17 protein-coding genes and 2 tRNA genes are annotated in these 15,316 nt (G+C 45.7%); 15 read left to right on the top strand and 4 right to left on the bottom strand.

What is annotated here, in order from left to right:
• Positions 1-6 precede the first annotated feature (6 nt).
• From recO to nagZ, 4 genes are read left to right on the top strand one after another with little or no spacing between them, the layout of a single operon-like run.
• The gene (gene recO / locus ICN17_RS00805; RefSeq protein ID WP_216235671.1) at positions 7-741 is read left to right on the top strand and encodes a DNA repair protein RecO; all 735 of its coding nucleotides are present in this window, start codon (positions 7-9) and stop codon (positions 739-741) included.
• 12 nt (positions 742-753) lie between these two features.
• Positions 754-1,494, top strand: a complete 741-nt coding sequence (gene pdxJ / locus ICN17_RS00800) for a pyridoxine 5'-phosphate synthase (protein WP_216235669.1) — start codon at positions 754-756, stop codon at positions 1,492-1,494.
• Positions 1,495-1,508: 14 nt separating this feature from the next.
• Positions 1,509-1,901: a holo-ACP synthase gene (gene acpS, locus ICN17_RS00795; RefSeq protein ID WP_216235668.1), complete on the top strand. Its 393-nt coding sequence runs from the start codon at positions 1,509-1,511 to the stop codon at positions 1,899-1,901.
• A 34-nt stretch (positions 1,902-1,935) separates the two neighbouring features.
• Complete coding sequence (gene nagZ, locus ICN17_RS00790; protein WP_216236607.1) at positions 1,936-3,009, top strand: beta-N-acetylhexosaminidase; 1,074 nt, start codon at positions 1,936-1,938, stop codon at positions 3,007-3,009.
• Between the two features lie 6 nt (positions 3,010-3,015).
• Here the strand turns inward: nagZ and ICN17_RS00785 are convergent, their stop codons facing one another.
• The 3 genes from ICN17_RS00785 to earP all read right to left on the bottom strand — a co-directional run bounded on the left by ICN17_RS00785 (position 3,016) and on the right by earP (position 5,822).
• Entirely contained in the window at positions 3,016-4,017 is a 1,002-nt protein-coding gene (locus tag ICN17_RS00785; RefSeq protein ID WP_216235666.1) for a GNAT family N-acetyltransferase, read from the bottom strand.
• 87 nt (positions 4,018-4,104) lie between these two features.
• Positions 4,105-4,665 (bottom strand): elongation factor P, encoded by a 561-nt coding sequence (gene efp, locus ICN17_RS00780; RefSeq protein ID WP_087909111.1) that lies wholly within the window; start codon positions 4,663-4,665, stop codon positions 4,105-4,107.
• 86 nt (positions 4,666-4,751) lie between these two features.
• Entirely contained in the window at positions 4,752-5,822 is a 1,071-nt protein-coding gene (gene earP, locus ICN17_RS00775) for an elongation factor P maturation arginine rhamnosyltransferase EarP (protein ID WP_216235664.1), read from the bottom strand.
• On the opposite strand from earP, the gene uvrC reads away from it, so the two are divergent.
• The 5 genes from uvrC to ICN17_RS00750 all read left to right on the top strand — a co-directional run bounded on the left by uvrC (position 5,821) and on the right by ICN17_RS00750 (position 9,217).
• Entirely contained in the window at positions 5,821-7,743 is a 1,923-nt protein-coding gene (uvrC, locus tag ICN17_RS00770; protein ID WP_216235662.1) for an excinuclease ABC subunit UvrC, read from the top strand. The genes earP and uvrC overlap by 2 nt on opposite strands.
• Before the next feature lie 34 nt (positions 7,744-7,777).
• Entirely contained in the window at positions 7,778-8,353 is a 576-nt protein-coding gene (gene pgsA / locus ICN17_RS00765) for a CDP-diacylglycerol--glycerol-3-phosphate 3-phosphatidyltransferase (RefSeq protein WP_087909114.1), read from the top strand.
• Between the two features lie 116 nt (positions 8,354-8,469).
• A tRNA-Gly gene (locus ICN17_RS00760) sits at positions 8,470-8,545 on the top strand.
• A gap of 51 nt (positions 8,546-8,596) precedes the next feature.
• A tRNA-Cys gene (locus ICN17_RS00755) sits at positions 8,597-8,670 on the top strand.
• Between the two features lie 85 nt (positions 8,671-8,755).
• A complete protein-coding gene (locus ICN17_RS00750) occupies positions 8,756-9,217 on the top strand; it encodes a hypothetical protein (protein WP_216235660.1) in 462 nt (153 codons plus the stop codon).
• A 61-nt stretch (positions 9,218-9,278) separates the two neighbouring features.
• Here the strand turns inward: ICN17_RS00750 and lexA are convergent, their stop codons facing one another.
• Positions 9,279-9,998: a transcriptional repressor LexA gene (lexA, locus tag ICN17_RS00745; protein ID WP_087909116.1), complete on the bottom strand. Its 720-nt coding sequence runs from the start codon at positions 9,996-9,998 to the stop codon at positions 9,279-9,281.
• A gap of 63 nt (positions 9,999-10,061) precedes the next feature.
• Here lexA and ICN17_RS00740 point away from each other — a divergent pair, with 63 nt between their 5' ends.
• From ICN17_RS00740 to dnaB, 6 genes are all read left to right on the top strand, one after another.
• A complete protein-coding gene (locus ICN17_RS00740; RefSeq protein ID WP_216235658.1) occupies positions 10,062-11,138 on the top strand; it encodes an asparaginase in 1,077 nt (358 codons plus the stop codon).
• Positions 11,139-11,272: 134 nt separating this feature from the next.
• Positions 11,273-11,647: a 30S ribosomal protein S6 gene (rpsF, locus tag ICN17_RS00735; RefSeq protein ID WP_087909118.1), complete on the top strand. Its 375-nt coding sequence runs from the start codon at positions 11,273-11,275 to the stop codon at positions 11,645-11,647.
• A 59-nt stretch (positions 11,648-11,706) separates the two neighbouring features.
• Positions 11,707-12,000, top strand: a complete 294-nt coding sequence (priB, locus tag ICN17_RS00730; RefSeq protein ID WP_087909119.1) for a primosomal replication protein N — start codon at positions 11,707-11,709, stop codon at positions 11,998-12,000.
• A gap of 13 nt (positions 12,001-12,013) precedes the next feature.
• Positions 12,014-12,286 (top strand): 30S ribosomal protein S18, encoded by a 273-nt coding sequence (gene rpsR, locus ICN17_RS00725; protein WP_028819198.1) that lies wholly within the window; start codon positions 12,014-12,016, stop codon positions 12,284-12,286.
• A 13-nt stretch (positions 12,287-12,299) separates the two neighbouring features.
• Positions 12,300-12,752, top strand: coding sequence for a 50S ribosomal protein L9 (rplI, locus tag ICN17_RS00720; RefSeq protein ID WP_216235657.1), 453 nt, complete (start codon positions 12,300-12,302; stop codon positions 12,750-12,752).
• 24 nt (positions 12,753-12,776) lie between these two features.
• Positions 12,777-15,272 carry a replicative DNA helicase gene (gene dnaB, locus ICN17_RS00715; protein WP_370625928.1) on the top strand — a complete coding sequence of 832 codons (2,496 nt, stop codon included), beginning with the start codon at positions 12,777-12,779 and terminating at the stop codon, positions 15,270-15,272.
• The last annotated feature ends 44 nt before the right edge of the window (positions 15,273-15,316 follow it).

Raw genomic sequence — 15,316 nt, 5'->3', positions numbered from 1 at the left:
ATTCTCATGGCCTCGATTCGCGTTGCTGACGAGCCTGCTTTTGTATTGCATAGCATTCCCTATAAAGAGACTAGCTTAATTCTGGATGTCTTTACTCGGCAGTATGGCCGTATGGCTTTGATTGCTAAAGGTGCAAAGCGTCCACACTCTACTTTACGTCCTGTACTGCAACGCTTTCAACCGCTACTGGTTTCTTGGAGCGGCAAGTCAGAGTTGCGCACTCTTACAAAATCCGAGTGGGTAGGTGGCATGCCTTCCTTAGTTGGGGATGCGTTACTTTGTGGTTTCTATCTCAATGAGCTATTAGTAAAATTCTTGGCGCGTGAAGACGATTACGAAAAACTCTACGATCGCTATACAGAGACTATTAATTCCTTATCGAATCTGGAGTTTGAATCCAAGGGCCTAGAAGAAATTCTGCGCCCATTTGAGTTATCACTCTTGCAAGAGACAGGCTATGCAGCTGCCTTGGACCGCTGTGTTGAGACTAACGAGTTGCCAGACGCCAAGACTCAGTACGTCTATCAGCCTGAACGCGGTGTTCGCCCCGCACAAGGCGATGACCCCGGACATTGGCCAGTGTTGACTGGTAAATCACTGCTTGCAATTGCAGCCGGGGATTTTTCAGACCCAGAAACCTTGTCTGAGAGTAAGCAATTGATGCGCTTCCTGCTTGGTTTGCACTTACAAGATCAGGTTTTGACCACTAGACAAATTCTGATTGATCTCAAAAAAATCTAGTAATCTACAGTTATGACAACCCAAGCCCTAGAACTCGGCATCAATATCGATCACGTCGCCACCTTGCGCAACGCCCGTGGGACAGTCTATCCAGATCCGATTAGGGCTGCACTGCTAGCAGAGGAGGCGGGTGCTGATTTAATTACTCTGCATTTGCGCGAAGATCGTCGACATATTAAAGACGCTGATTTGCTGGCATTGCGCCCGCTCATTAAAACGCGGATGAACCTCGAATGTGCAGTGACTCCTGAAATGTTGAATATCGCTTGCAAAGTAAAGCCGCACGATGTGTGCCTGGTCCCCGAGAAACGGGAAGAGGTTACAACTGAAGGTGGGCTGGATGTGATCGGCCACTTTTCTGCTGTGAAAGCAGCTACTAAGCAATTGCAAGATGCGGGTATTCGGGTATCGCTGTTTATTGATCCTGAAGAAAAACAATTACAAGCCGCAAAGGATGTTGGCGCTACCGTAGTGGAATTGCATACTGGGCGCTATGCGGATTTATCTGGTCCAGATCAGATAAAGGAGTTAGAGCGTATCCGTAAAGCAGCACAATTTGGAAAGCATATTGGCTTGAGGGTGAATGCTGGTCATGGCTTGCATGAAGGTAATGTCATGCCCATCGCTGCTATTACTGAATTATCTGAGCTGAATATTGGTCATGCCATTGTTGCTGAGGCAGTATTTAAAGGTTGGCAAAAAGCAATTACTGATATGAAGACTCTGATGATTCAGGGTCGAAAAAACGCATAAAGTAAATATTACAAATGATCATTGGTATTGGTACAGATATCCTGCAGATTGAGCGCTTACAAGCCGCTTATGATCGGACCAATGGCCGCTTGGCTGAAAGAATTCTGGGGCCAGATGAGATGTTGGTCTTTAAGCATCGTCTTGCCAGAAATCACAAGCGGGGGATTGCCTTCTTAGCAACCCGCTTTGCCGCTAAAGAGGCGTTCTCCAAAGCAATTGGTTTGGGGATGCGTATGCCGATGACGTGGCGTTCATTGCAAACCTTAAATGAACCTAGCGGTAAGCCTATAACCTCGTATTTAGGCACGCTCGCCAAATTTATGGAAGAAAAGAATTGGGAAGCACACGTTACCGTGAGTGATGAGCAAGATATGGCGATCGCCCATGTCATCGTTACTCAAAAGTAATAATCAGAAATACAGAATTGATCAAGAGGAAGAGATGAGTAAAGCCACTATGAACCCAGGACCAGTGACATTGGATGTGGTTGGCCAGGCCTTAAATGCCGAAGATCGTCGTCGCATCCTTGATCCTTTGACTGGTGGCGTCATTCTGTTCGGTAGAAACTTTGCCAACCGTAAACAACTCACCAAACTTACTGCGGATATTAAAAAGTTACGTCCTGATGTTTTGATCTCCATTGATCATGAGGGTGGTCGGGTGCAGCGCTGTAAAACAGATGGCTTTACCCATCTTCCAGCAATGCGCAAGTTAGGTGAGCTATGGGGTGCTAAGAGTCATTCAACTCATGCTGCCGAGTCTGCAGCGCTTGCCATGGCGGCTGCTACTGCCTGTGGCTATGTTTTAGCTGCCGAGTTACGTGCATGCGGTGTGGACTTTAGTTTCACGCCAGTACTGGATTTGGATTTCGGTCGTAGCGGTGTGATTGGTGATCGTTCCTTTAGTCGTGATCCCCAAATTGTGTTTGCCTTGGCGAAAAGCTTGAATGAAGGTCTACGTTTAGCGGATATGGCTAACTGTGGCAAACATTTTCCAGGTCATGGTTGGGCAGAGGCGGATTCTCATGTAGCGATTCCAGTAGATGAACGTTCTCTATCTGAAATTCTGAATAATGATGCCAAGCCATATGAGTGGTTAGATCTCAGTTTGACAGCAGTGATGCCGGCCCATGTGATTTATCCGAAGGTGGATAGCAATCCCGCAGGCTTTTCTAAGATTTGGTTGCACTCTATCTTGCGTCAAGAGTTGGGGTTTCAGGGTGTAATCTTTAGTGATGATCTCTCAATGGAGGGTGCGAGTGTTGCTGGTTCTGTAGTGAAGGGTGCTGAGTTGGCTCTAGAGGCTGGTTGTGATGCCGTTCTGATTTGTAATCGCCCGGACTTAGCTGATCAATTACTGGCAAAGCTCAAAGTTACTAAGACCAAGCAATCAGAGTCTGCTAAGCGTCTAAATCGCTTGATACCAAAGTCAGCCGCTTTATCCTGGGATGAGCTACAAGGTGAAGCGGAGTATCAACATGCTAAAGGCTTGTTGAAGCAAATGAAGCTCATTTAGTAGGCTTTATTTACCTGAAACTTTTTGCCACTCTGAAATAACGTACCTCTTTACCTCTTCGCCTTGCTCTCTAGCACAAATAATTTCGTTTACATTCACAGATTGATAGATCTTTTGTAGTCGCAAAATATCTTTATGTGCTGTGTAATTGGGAATCCAAGATCCCCAAAAAAAGCCTAGCTCTTCCAATGCTGAATATGCACTTGCAGCTGCGTCTTGTTCAATGGGCAAATCTAGATAAACAGTAGCCAAGCTTAAAGCTTCAATTTTCTTCAGTTCTGCCATAACCATCGGAATTAAATCCTCTCCGATATGGCTAATACTAATATTGGCAGTTTGATCCAAAGAATCAGTCTTAGTCTTTAGCTTTGTGCTTCCTGAGCCTTTAGTGCTTGAAGTCTGAATGTCACGAGTCATATTCAAACTTTCAACCAGGTCTTTTAAATGTTCAGTATGTTGAGGAGGAGAGTAAATGGTATGGGGGTGGTCTTTTAATAGGAGGTAAAAAGCCAATAAAGACATTCGGGTGTCGCTAAAATTTTGTAAGCCTTGCATAGAAAAGCTAGCTGGAACGTCCCCAATGAAAAGACCAGTTTCTTTCGCATCAAAGGCGATCATTTCATGCTGGCTGTATGGATGATTCGTAACGCATTCAGTCCAAAATCCGGCTAGCCCTAAAGATTTGGCGATCTCAATACGTTCTTTTGCAATGGATTCTGCAATATGGTGTCCCCTATAGTTGGGGTCAACCATCATCTTCCCCGCCTCCGGAGACGTGTTGTGATGGTCGTCAAAAGTTAATGCGCAGTGTCCAATAATTTGACCATCATCGAGCTTGGCAACGACAGAGTGCAATAACTTTGCGAGTACTGCCTCTTTTAGTTGTACTGGGTCATACATCATTGGATTGGTATAGCTATCACCATAACAACGTCGTACACAATCAATTAGGCGAGGAATATCGTCCAGCTCAAGCGGTGCGACCTTAGGTGTGAAATTGGTATCCATATTGCGATCATTATGACCTTGAATCTAATAATAAAAAAGCCCGGCGAACCGGGCTTTTGTGTAATGAACGAGATACTCAGTATTTAATTAGTTAGCGCGGCTACGGTATTCACCAGTGCGAGTATCGATCTCGATCTTGTCGCCAGTATTACAGAACAAAGGAACCTGCAATTCATAGCCAGTAGCCAGTTTTGCGTTCTTCAATACTTTGCCAGAGCTGGTATCGCCCTTGACTGCTGGCTCTGTATAAATGATTTCGCGAACGAGTGAGTTTGGCATTGCGACTGATAGCGCCTTGCCTTCGTAGAACACTACTTCACAAGGCATGCTTTCTTCGAGGTAATTCAATGCATCACCCATGAACTCAGCTTCAACTTCGTATTGGTTGTAGTCACCATCCATGAATACATACATAGGATCAGCGAAGTAAGAGTAGGTGCAATCTTTTTTCTCAAGGATCACAACATCAAACTTGTCATCAGCCTTATAAACACCTTCATTGGGCGCGCTGGTTAACAAGTTCTTAAATTTCATTTTCACAACGGATGAGTTGCGGCCTGAGCGGCTGTATTCTGCTTTTAAAACGACCATGGCATCGGTGCCGATCATGACTACGTTACCAACGCGGAGTTCTTGTGCTGTTTTCATCTTGCTATTCCTGGGTGCAGAGCTATTTTTCTGCGGTTTTTATCAAAAACAAGATTGTAACCGCCCGCAGGCCTTTACTGCAGGGCTTAAGCTATAAAGCGCACTAGGCGTGCGGCTAGACCACCATCCCCCTGTGTTTTGAGGATGTGGGCGCGCCAAACCTTGGAGTGGCTATCCCACGTTTCTAGTGATTTAAGCCACTGACTGGGCATGGCCCAGGTCATTGCAGCAATCGTGGCCAATCTGAGTTCTTGATTCGCATTATCTAGATATAAATCTAAGAAAGCGGCTAATTTAATTTCATGGGCCCGATCCTCTTGAGGATAGATATGCCAAATAAATGGTTTACCAGCCAGTTGAGCACGAATAAATGAATCTTCACCGCGAACAATATTGAAATCACACTGCGACAATACCCAGTCATATTCATCTTGCGACACAAACGACATGGAAAGAAGTTGTATGTTTGAGGGTAGTGCTATGGTTTTTTCACCATAGAGATTGAGAAGCTCAGCATGGCCATGAGTCAACAGTACATCGACATTCTCACCAATGCCAGCTAAGTCCTCAAGCCATTTGCGCAAAGGAGCTCCAGGGTAGCAAAAAACGCTCATCCGTTTTGCTCCAGGTCGAAGTTTTAACCAGATGGACTTTAAGCTCTGGGGAATAAGATGGGCAACCTGCCCTCCCTCTAGCGGGATAGGATCTAAAAGCAAGCCACCAGCATCCTCCTGAAATCCTGGGAAGAAAAAATACTTAGGAATGCCGTGAGATTGTGGCGATGCCTTTGCATGAAATTCTGCGACCCATGGTTCAGCACTGAGATACTCTAAATTAATGATGATCGGTTTGATTGGGGCAATAAACAGTCCAGCAAGATAACGTTCTGGTAAATCACAGCCAAAGGCTTCAATCACGACATCTGGTGTTTCAACGGGGTGACGGGCATTGCTATAGCTAGCCTCCCAGGGTTGGATATCAATTTTGTGTCCCAGCGCTTCATCGCTGCCAGAAGCGAGTAAATTAAGGGTTGGTAAGTCATCGCAGAAAATACGGACTTGTTGGCCATGAAGACTTGATAAGCTTCGGGCTAGACGCCAGCAAACACCAGCATCACCATAGTTATCTACGATTTGGCAGAAAATATCCCAACGCATGAGCAATTCTTCTTTTGAAAACCTTCAGCAAGACGTTAAACGGCTACCCGGATTGCCGGGGGTGTATCGCTTCTTTGATGAAGCGGGGCATATTCTGTATGTTGGCAAAGCACGCAATCTCAAAAAACGCGTCTCCAGTTATTTTCAAAGCAAACAACTTTCACCGCGTATAGCACTCATGGTGGGCAAAATTGCCCGCTATGAAACAACAGTAACACGGTCCGAAACCGAAGCCCTCATTCTAGAGAACAACCTGATTAAAGAGTTGGCTCCGCCATTCAATATATTGTTTAGAGATGATAAGTCTTACCCCTATGTAATGTTGACGGGCCACCAGTTCCCAAGGTTGGCATCTTATCGAGGTAAGGTGGATAAACGTAATCATTATTTTGGGCCGTTTCCAAATTCTTGGGCGGTGCGTAATAGTGTGCAGATTTTACAAAAGGTATTTCGTCTACGTACCTGTGAAGACTCTGTATTTAAGAATCGAAGTCGGCCATGTTTACTGCATCAAATTCATCGCTGTAGCGCCCCTTGTGTTGGTAGGCTCAGCGTAGACCAGTATGGCCAGGATGTGGCTCAAGCAGCGCGCTTTCTGGAGGGTGATCACAGTCGCGTGCTATCAGAGCTCGAGATAGAAATGCACGCCCATAGTGAAGCCATGGAATTTGAAATGGCGGCAGTACTACGTGATCGCATTACTGATCTTTCAAGTGTTTTACAGCAGCAATCTATGGATACAGTCGCCGAAGGTGAGGGTGATGTAGATGTGATTGCTATCGCGCAAATGGAGGGAATGGTTTGTGTGAACCTGGCAATGATCCGTGGCGGACGTCACCTGGGTGACAGGGCTTACTTCCCTAAGGGGTTGCGGACTACTTCAGGCGAGCTTCCATCGCCTCCAGAAATTCTGGAAGCTTTTATTGCACAACATTATTTAGAAGAAAAGATTGATGAGTCAGAGCCTGGTGCAACAACGAATTTAATTCCGCCAGTATTAGTGCTAAACCATGCATTGCAATCCATTAGTGACGATGTCTCTAAGCTAAGCGATGCTCCACCGGAAGACTTGCATGAGTTATTAAATGCGCAGGCTGGTAGAAAAATTACCTTCTTGCATCAGCCGCAAGGTCAGCGTCGTCATTGGCTGGCAATGGCTGAAGGCAATGCCAAGATTGCTTTAACGAAGCGCTTGGTAGAGACTGGCGGTCAATTAGCGAGAGCGCGTGCGTTGGCAGATATTTTGGCGCTTGATATAGAAAGTCTTGAGCAATTGCGCATCGAATGTTTTGATATTAGTCATACCTCTGGTGAGGCCACTCAAGCTTCGTGCGTTGTATATGCCAAGAATGCAATGCAATCGAGCGAATATCGCCGCTTCAATATCAATGACATTACGCCGGGTGATGACTACGCAGCAATGCGCCAGGTACTGCAAAGACGTTATGCCAATTTTCAAGAGCTTCCTGTAGATAAAATTCCGCAAGTGATTTTGATTGATGGTGGCAAAGGGCAGGTCGAGATGGCAAGACAAGTTCTGACTGAATTCGGCATGGATGTGGGTTTAATTGTGGGCGTAGCTAAAGGCGAAGGTCGTAAAGTTGGCCTTGAGACGCTGATCTTTGCTGATGGACGTCCGGCCTTGGAGCTTGGTATTGATAGTGCTGCTTTATTGTTAGTTGCCCAGATTCGTGATGAGGCTCATCGTTTCGCAATTACGGGCATGCGTGCTAAACGAGCCAAGGCAAGAACCGTATCCCGTTTGGAAGAAATCGAAGGTATTGGTGCTAAAAGACGTCAAAAGCTATTAGCCCGCTTTGGCGGCCTAAAGGGTGTTGCTAATGCCAGTATTGAAGAGATAGCAAGTGTAGAGGGGGTATCACTCACTCTTGCTGAGCAGATTTATCGTCAACTGCATTAATAAACTAGTCTCTCACTTGGTTTATGCTTGACGTATGCCGTTTAATCTTCCCATTGCCCTAACCTGGTTACGTGTTGCAGCAATTCCATTGCTGGTGGCAATCTTTTATTTGCCTGGTGCCTGGTTAACCCCGTTTGAGAAGAATGTCATTGCAACCATCATCTTTGTATTTGCTGCGCTCACAGATTGGCTGGATGGATTTTTAGCCAGACGTATGCATCAAGAATCTGCCTTTGGACAATTTCTAGATCCAGTGGCGGATAAGCTCATTGTGGCAGCTGCACTGCTAGTCTTGCTGAATATGGATCGCGTTCAAGTATGGGTTGCTCTCATCATTATTGGCCGAGAAATTACGATCTCTGCTTTGCGAGAGTGGATGGCTTTATTGGGTGCCGGCAAAAGCGTTGCTGTGCACATGGTTGGAAAATTAAAAACAACCGCACAGTTGGTCGCAATTCCATTTTTGCTACTGAATGACACTTTGTTTGGTTGGTTAGATTGCGCCAGAATCGGCACTTGGCTAATTTGGGTGGCTTCATTTTTAACGCTTTGGTCCATGTTCTATTACATGAAAAAGGCCTTGCCGCAACTGGCAGGCAAAATTGATTAAATCTCAAAAAGCCCAGCTAGATAAGGTTTTAGAGCGTATTTGAATAAGGCTGTTTTTGGCTTTCAAGGCCAATAATGCTTTCTCTGGGATTGTTTGTTAAACTACTGCCCTGTTATGCGGGAATAGCTCAGCTGGTAGAGCGATACCTTGCCAAGGTATAGGTCGGGAGTTCGAACCTCCTTTCCCGCTCCAAGTTCGATGGGAAGCCCTCAAAAGCTTCCCATTTTTGATTTGAGTATCTGTGGCGCGTTGGCCGAGTGGTTAGGCAGGAGCCTGCAAAGCTTCGTACGGGGGTTCGATTCCCTCACGCGCCTCCAGTAATTTCGCTTGACGAAATGGGGGCATCCCCTAAAATACTTTCCAGTAATGTAAGCAATACTCGTTAACTACATAAAGCGAAAAATGATCAATATTCATGCCCTTAAAGTCGGAACACTTGCATTGTTCTTATCTGCTTTATTGGGCGCATGTGCTAGCTCTGGAGACTCTCCTACTGGGACTGCTAATGAGGTTCAGGAAATTCAGACTCAGTTACTAGGTGATATGCCATTACCAGCAGGCTCAAAAATTATTGGCGCAGATTCCTTAATCATTGGTCGTGGTGATAACTGGGTAGGTCGTGTAGTGTTGTCTGGCGTTCAAACACCAACAGACATTTATGCTTTCTTTCAGTCTGAGTATCCACGTGCAGGATGGACGACTGTCAGTGCAGTGAAATCTAAAACGAGTATTTTGGTTTTCACAAAAGGTGATCGTACGGCTACAGTTGAATTAAATGAGGGCTCATTGACTGGACCAAAAACGATTATTACTATTACCTCCTCGCCAAAGAATGCAAACGTAGTTGCACCAAGCCGCAAGTAACCAATTAGTCGCCGATTAAAAAAGGCCTCCACTGGAGGCCTTTTGCTTTATGTGGGTTGGCTTACAACCCTCCGGCCCGAATGAGGCCAACGGCTTGGCCTTCAATAGCAAAGTTAGGCTGACGCCCATCTACCAGAATGTTCTTGAAGTCTGGATTCTCGGCTTGTAATTCAATCACCATGCCATTCGCTGTTTTCTTTTGTTGCCAGCGCTTCACGGTTACCTCATCATCGAGACGGGCAACCACGATATCGCCATTGCGAACCTCTGTTGTTTTGCGAACAGCTAAATAGTCACCATCTAAAATTCCAGCATCACGCATGCTCATGCCAACTACTTTTAATAAGTAGTCAGCACCTTTACTAAACAAGCTCGGATCAATAGGAACTTGTTTTTCAATATGCTCTACAGCCATGATTGGTGATCCAGCAGCAACACGTCCAATGAGTGGAAGAGTGAGTTGCTGTAATGCGCCCGATGGCAATGACATCTGGCGGTATTTATTAGTGTGATGCGTTTGATTAAAACGCTGCGGAATACGAATGCCACGAGATGTGCCGGGTGTTAGTTCGATATACCCTTTTTTTGCTAATGCACGAAGGTGCTCTTCTGCCGCATTGGCAGATGCAAAGCCGAGTTGAGTAGCAATTTCTGCGCGAGTGGGTGGTGAACCGCTCTCATCGATCGCCTTGGTGATTAATTCCAAAATCTCATTCTGGCGTGAAGTGAGCTTGGGGAGGGCCGTTAGCTCCTCTGGAAAATCGACTGTATTTATGTCCATACTGGGATTGTATACAGCACTATTTGATAATTCAAGCACTTTTGCTAGGGGGATAATGGAGAAATGAGCTCCAAACTAAATTCGCTGGAAAAATCACCCCATATCTTAGTTTTGGGAATGGGCGGCACCATTGCTGGTTTAGCCCCAAACCCAGCCGATCAGCCATTGCAATATCAGACTGGACAGGTGGAGGTGGAGTCTTTACTGACGCATATCGAATCTGCAGTTCCAAAGAGCCTCAAGCTCGTATCTAAGCAAGTAGCCAATATCAACAGCCAGAACCTGACGGAGGGCTTATTAAGTAATCTTGGCGAAGTTGTTAGGGCTTCCCTTGCTAATACCGAGGTTCTAGGGTTAGTGATTACTCATGGAACAGATACGATTGAAGAGACGGGCGTCTTTTTACAGCTTACCTGCGGTAATTATGCTCAAATTTTAGGCAAACGGGTGATCTTAACCGGCGCCATGTTGCCATCAAACGCAGCTCAAGCAGATGGTCCTTCTAACCTATTGGATGCCATTCGCTGGGCATCAACCCCTTTGGATAATTGCCCTGGTGGTATTTATGCAGTGATGGATGGCAGGGGCTGCATGGCGATGGATTTAGCTAAACGACATGGCACAGCTCTGAACGCACCGATTCAAGCCTCTCCTAGTAGCTCGGTTGGCTTATTTAATCCTTCATGGCTTTGGGGTGTGAAGGCTAAACAGGCAGCCTGGACGGAAGATTTGCCTATCCCTAAGGGCGATGAATGGCCATGGGTTGAGATCTTGACGAGTCATGCGGGTGCACGTGCTGAGACGATTAATATCTGGCTCAATTCTAGGGTCAAGGGCTTAGTCCTGGCTGGATCAGGGATGGGTGGCTTGCATGATGCCTGGAAGGATTCTCTGATAGCAGCTGTAAAACAGGGTGTTGCGCTCGTGAGAACCACTCGAACCGGAGCTGGAGCTACCTTGAGTGATATTCCCGAAAAAGATCTAGAAGGATGCTTGGCATCCGGTACTCTTTCTGCCCCCAGAGCCAGAATTGCGCTTCAATTAGCTCTGAATGCTGAAAAACAGGCTCAATTAACTAGTAAATCCCTGACTTGGCAGGATTTTTTTGCTAGAATAGCGGTCTTGCCTGAGTTTAGGTAAGCGCTGAAAAGCGGCATTAAAAGTGTTGTAGCAGTACCTACAATTTGTTACTACCTTGTCACACTGGCGCTAACTTTAAAAACCATCGAAAGTTAGCAAGACGCCCAGGTGACTTCATCCTTAAGGAGTGTTAGATGCGTCATTATGAAATCGTCTTTATCGTCCATCCGGACCAAAGCGAGCAAGTGCCTGCGATGATCGATCGCTACAAAGCTACATTAGCAGCTGCGGGTGGCAAAATCCATCGTATGGAAGACTGGGGTCGTCGTCAGATGGCTTACATGATCGATAAACTTGCTAAAGCCCATTACGTTTGCATGAACATTGAGTGCGACCAGAAGACTCTGGAAGAGCTCGAGCATGCGTTCAAATTTAACGATGCTGTTTTGCGTCACCTCATCATCAAGACTAAGAAAGCAGAAACAGAGCCTTCCATCATGATGAAAGAAGTGCAACGTGAAGAAGCGCGCAAATCAGCTCAAACCGAAGCTCCTGTAGCGGCGGAATAAGTTAGAAATTTGAAGAGGAATACACAGACTAGAAAACGTATCAGAGAAGCGGAGCGGCGTTGAATCATTTCACCCTCACTGCAATCTTGGTATCTAAAGACGCGATTCGATTTACACCAGCAGGAATACCGGTGATGCATTGCCAGCTAGAACATAGCGGCCAGGCAAACGAGGTAGGAGTGGCAAGGAAAATTCAGATGAGTGTTGAAGCCATCGCAATTGGTCCAATACAAAAGGATCTAGAGCAAATGGATTTAGGAACTGAGGCAGTGTTTGAAGGGTTCTTAGCACCGAAGACTCTACGTAATCAAAGACTGGTTTTCCATATTAACCATATTCAATTGAAAAATTAAAGAGGAAATCATCATGGCGTTTGGAAAGAAACCCGATTTCAAAAAGAAACCAGCTCAGAACCCATTGTTCAAGCGTAAGCGTTATTGCCGTTTCACAGTTGGTGGCGTTGAGCAAATCGACTACAAAGATGTAGATACATTGAAGGACTTCATTGGCGAGAACGCCAAGATCACTCCTGCTCGTTTGACAGGCACAAAAGCAAAATATCAGCGTCAGTTAGACACTGCTATCAAGCGTGCTCGTTTCTTGGCTTTATTGCCATTCTCCGATCAACATAAGAAATAATTGGGAGCCCTCAATGCAAATCATTCTTTTAGAAAAAGTAACAAACTTGGGCAACCTCGGCGACGTAGTACGCGTTAAAGACGGTTTCGCTCGTAACTTCTTAATCCCACAGCGTAAAGCTCGTCGTGCAACTGAAGCAGCTATTGCTGACTTTGCGGTTCGTCGTGCTGAGTTAGAAAAATTAGCTGCTGAGAAATTGGCTGCTGCACAAGCGGTTGGCGCAAAGCTTAAGGACTTGGTTCTCGAAATCGGTCAAAAAGCAGGTGTTGACGGTCGTTTGTTTGGTTCCGTAACCAACCACGATATTGCTGATGCTCTGAAGGCTAAGGGATTTGCGATTGAGAAATCTTCAATTCGCATGCCTACTGGCCCGTTGAAAATGGTTGGTGATCACCCTGTAGCGGTTGCTGTTCATACCGATGTAGTGACTGATATCACCATTCGTGTAGTTGGCGAGCAAGCTTAAGTTTTAAATCTGTAAACTAGCCTCATGGCTGAATCCCGTTCACGTTCCGTTACGCTGAATCCCGGCATGATGGGTTCTGGGGATGCAGTCGTGCAGGCTTTAAAAGTTCCGCCGCATTCTGTAGAAGCCGAGCAATCCTTGCTCGGTGGTCTACTGATCGATAACACCGCTTGGGATCGCCTGGGTGGCGTGTTAACTGATAAAGATTTCTATCGCCCTGAGCATGCTTTGATCTACAAGGTCGTTGCGCGTTTGGTTGGCGACAATCATCCTGCTGACGTTATTACTGTTCATGATGCAATTAAATCTGAGCAGGGTGGCGATTTGGTTAGCGTTGATTACCTCAACTCATTAGCCCAAAATACTCCTAGCGCTGCCAACATTAAAGGCTATGCTGATATTGTTCGTGACCGCAGTATTTTGCGCCGCTTGATTGAAGTTTCAGACAACATTGTTAACTCAGCTTTTGTTCCAGAAGGTCGTTCCGTTAGAACACTTCTGGATGAAGCGGAGTCTCGTATCTTGCAAATTGGTGAAGAGGGTAGTCGCAAAGCAGATTACCTTGAGATCGAGCCACTCTTGCGCTCAGTTGTTGCTCGTATTGATGAGTTATACAACCGCCAAGGTGGTAGCGATATCACTGGGATTGCCACAGGCTTCATTGATCTAGATAAGCAAACGAGCGGATTACAAAAAGGTGATTTAGTGATTGTTGCTGGAAGACCTTCAATGGGTAAGGCGCAACCACTAGATGCAAAAGTGAAAACGGTGGATGGTTGGAAGTTGATGGGCGATTTGCGTTTTGGCGATCGTCTCGCTTCTGTAGATGACCAGCATTCCATGGTGACAGGTATTTACCCGCAGGGCATTAAGCAGATATACGAAGTTACTTTTGCTGATGGTCGTGTTGCTGAGTGTTGCGATGAGCACCTATGGCGTGTGATGTATCGAGATTGGTCTGAGCCACGTGTTATCAATACTGTTCGCTTAATGGAAATGCTGCAGTGTGTTCGGTATAAGAATAGATTATGGATAGACCCTGTCTCAGGTGATTTTGGTCACTCGAATGAATTGCCGATTCATCCGTGGGTTTTAGGAGCATTGCTAGGTGATGGCACTCTAGCGCTATCCCATGGTTCAGTTATGTTTTCAACTAAGTCACCTGAACTTGTAGAGCGCATGAATTTGCTTGCGAACTATGAGATGGAGCTGGTTCATGCAAATGCGTACGACTGGAGATTAGTCTCTAAAGCCAGAATCGCTGTAAATGGGGAGCGTCAAGCAGTTCCAGAGAATTATTTTAGGTCTGCGCTACAAGATATAGGTGTTCTGGGTTGCAGAAGTTTTGATAAACATATTCCCGCTACTTATCTTGAGGCCAATAAGAATTCTCGTCTCGCATTGTTCCAAGGCCTGATGGATACGGATGGCTGGATTGAAAAATGGGGTTCCATTCGCTATTGCACTGTCAGCAAACAATTGTCTGAAGACGTTGCATCTTTGGCTAGATCATTGGGTGGTTTTTGCTCAATAGCATCTAAACAGTCTAGCTATACCTATAAGGGTGAGAGGAAGCAAGGTCGTTTATCTTATGTTTTGAATATGAGCTTTAGTTCAGGGTTTGAAGCTTTCACTTTGTCTGAAAAGAAAGAAAGATTAAGGTTAAGCTGGGATCGACAACGTAGATTGACATTCAAAAGCATTGAGCCATCTAGAGTTGCTCAAGCTCAATGTATCTCAGTAAGTCATCCCGATAGAACCTATGTTACTAATGATTATGTTGTGACTCATAACACTGCATTCGCCCTAAATATTGCTGAAAATGTAGCGCTTGCAGAAGGCTTACCAGTCGTAGTGTTCTCTATGGAGATGTCAGGTGAGCAATTGGCGTCACGTCTTCTGGGTTCAGTAGGGCGCGTTGATCAATCTCGTATGCGTACTGGCAAGTTGCAAGATGATGAGTGGCCACGTGTTACTGATGCGATTGCCCGTTTAAGTAATACCCAGATTTTGATTGATGAGACTGGTTCTTTATCCAGCTTAGAGTTGCGTGCACGCGCACGTCGTATCGCCAGAAACTTTGGCGGCACTCTTGGTTTGGTAGTGATTGACTACTTGCAGTTGATGAGCGGCTCTGGTTCAGAGAATCGGGCAACGGAGATTTCTGAGATCTCTCGCTCCCTCAAATCTCTCGCAAAAGAATTGCAGTGCCCAGTCGTTGCACTCTCACAGTTAAATCGTGGTCTTGAGCAGCGTCCTAATAAACGTCCTATCATGTCTGACTTGCGTGAGTCAGGCGCGATCGAGCAAGATGCTGACTTAATCATGTTTATCTATCGTGATGAGGTATATCACCCGGATACGACAACTGATAAGGGTATGGCTGAGATCATTATCGGTAAGCAGCGTAATGGCCCAATTGGTACAGTGAGATTAAGTTGGCAAGGTCCGTATACCAAGTTCGATAACTTGGCGATGGGCTCAATTGGGTATTCTTCCGGCGGTTACGAGCCGTTCTAAGAATAGTTAAAGACAAATAAAAAGCCTCGCGATGTGAGGCTTTT

The organism is Polynucleobacter sp. 73C-SIWE (assembly GCF_018882465.1).
In the GTDB taxonomy this organism is placed as follows: domain Bacteria; phylum Pseudomonadota; class Gammaproteobacteria; order Burkholderiales; family Burkholderiaceae; genus Polynucleobacter.
This window is presented reverse-complemented; position numbering and strand designations above follow the sequence as displayed.

Coding starts and splice junctions, on each gene's coding strand:
- recO (WP_216235671.1), top strand. CDS start 7: ATGGCCTCGATTCGCGTTGCTGACGAGCCTGCTTTTGTATTGCATAGC.
- pdxJ (WP_216235669.1), top strand. CDS start 754: ATGACAACCCAAGCCCTAGAACTCGGCATCAATATCGATCACGTCGCC.
- acpS (WP_216235668.1), top strand. CDS start 1,509: ATGATCATTGGTATTGGTACAGATATCCTGCAGATTGAGCGCTTACAA.
- nagZ (WP_216236607.1), top strand. CDS start 1,936: ATGAGTAAAGCCACTATGAACCCAGGACCAGTGACATTGGATGTGGTT.
- ICN17_RS00785 (WP_216235666.1), bottom strand. CDS start 4,017: ATGGATACCAATTTCACACCTAAGGTCGCACCGCTTGAGCTGGACGAT.
- efp (WP_087909111.1), bottom strand. CDS start 4,665: ATGAAAACAGCACAAGAACTCCGCGTTGGTAACGTAGTCATGATCGGC.
- uvrC (WP_216235662.1), top strand. CDS start 5,821: ATGAGCAATTCTTCTTTTGAAAACCTTCAGCAAGACGTTAAACGGCTA.
- earP (WP_216235664.1), bottom strand. CDS start 5,822: ATGCGTTGGGATATTTTCTGCCAAATCGTAGATAACTATGGTGATGCT.
- pgsA (WP_087909114.1), top strand. CDS start 7,778: ATGCCGTTTAATCTTCCCATTGCCCTAACCTGGTTACGTGTTGCAGCA.
- ICN17_RS00750 (WP_216235660.1), top strand. CDS start 8,756: ATGATCAATATTCATGCCCTTAAAGTCGGAACACTTGCATTGTTCTTA.
- lexA (WP_087909116.1), bottom strand. CDS start 9,998: ATGGACATAAATACAGTCGATTTTCCAGAGGAGCTAACGGCCCTCCCC.
- ICN17_RS00740 (WP_216235658.1), top strand. CDS start 10,062: ATGAGCTCCAAACTAAATTCGCTGGAAAAATCACCCCATATCTTAGTT.
- rpsF (WP_087909118.1), top strand. CDS start 11,273: ATGCGTCATTATGAAATCGTCTTTATCGTCCATCCGGACCAAAGCGAG.
- rpsR (WP_028819198.1), top strand. CDS start 12,014: ATGGCGTTTGGAAAGAAACCCGATTTCAAAAAGAAACCAGCTCAGAAC.
- rplI (WP_216235657.1), top strand. CDS start 12,300: ATGCAAATCATTCTTTTAGAAAAAGTAACAAACTTGGGCAACCTCGGC.
- dnaB (WP_370625928.1), top strand. CDS start 12,777: ATGGCTGAATCCCGTTCACGTTCCGTTACGCTGAATCCCGGCATGATG.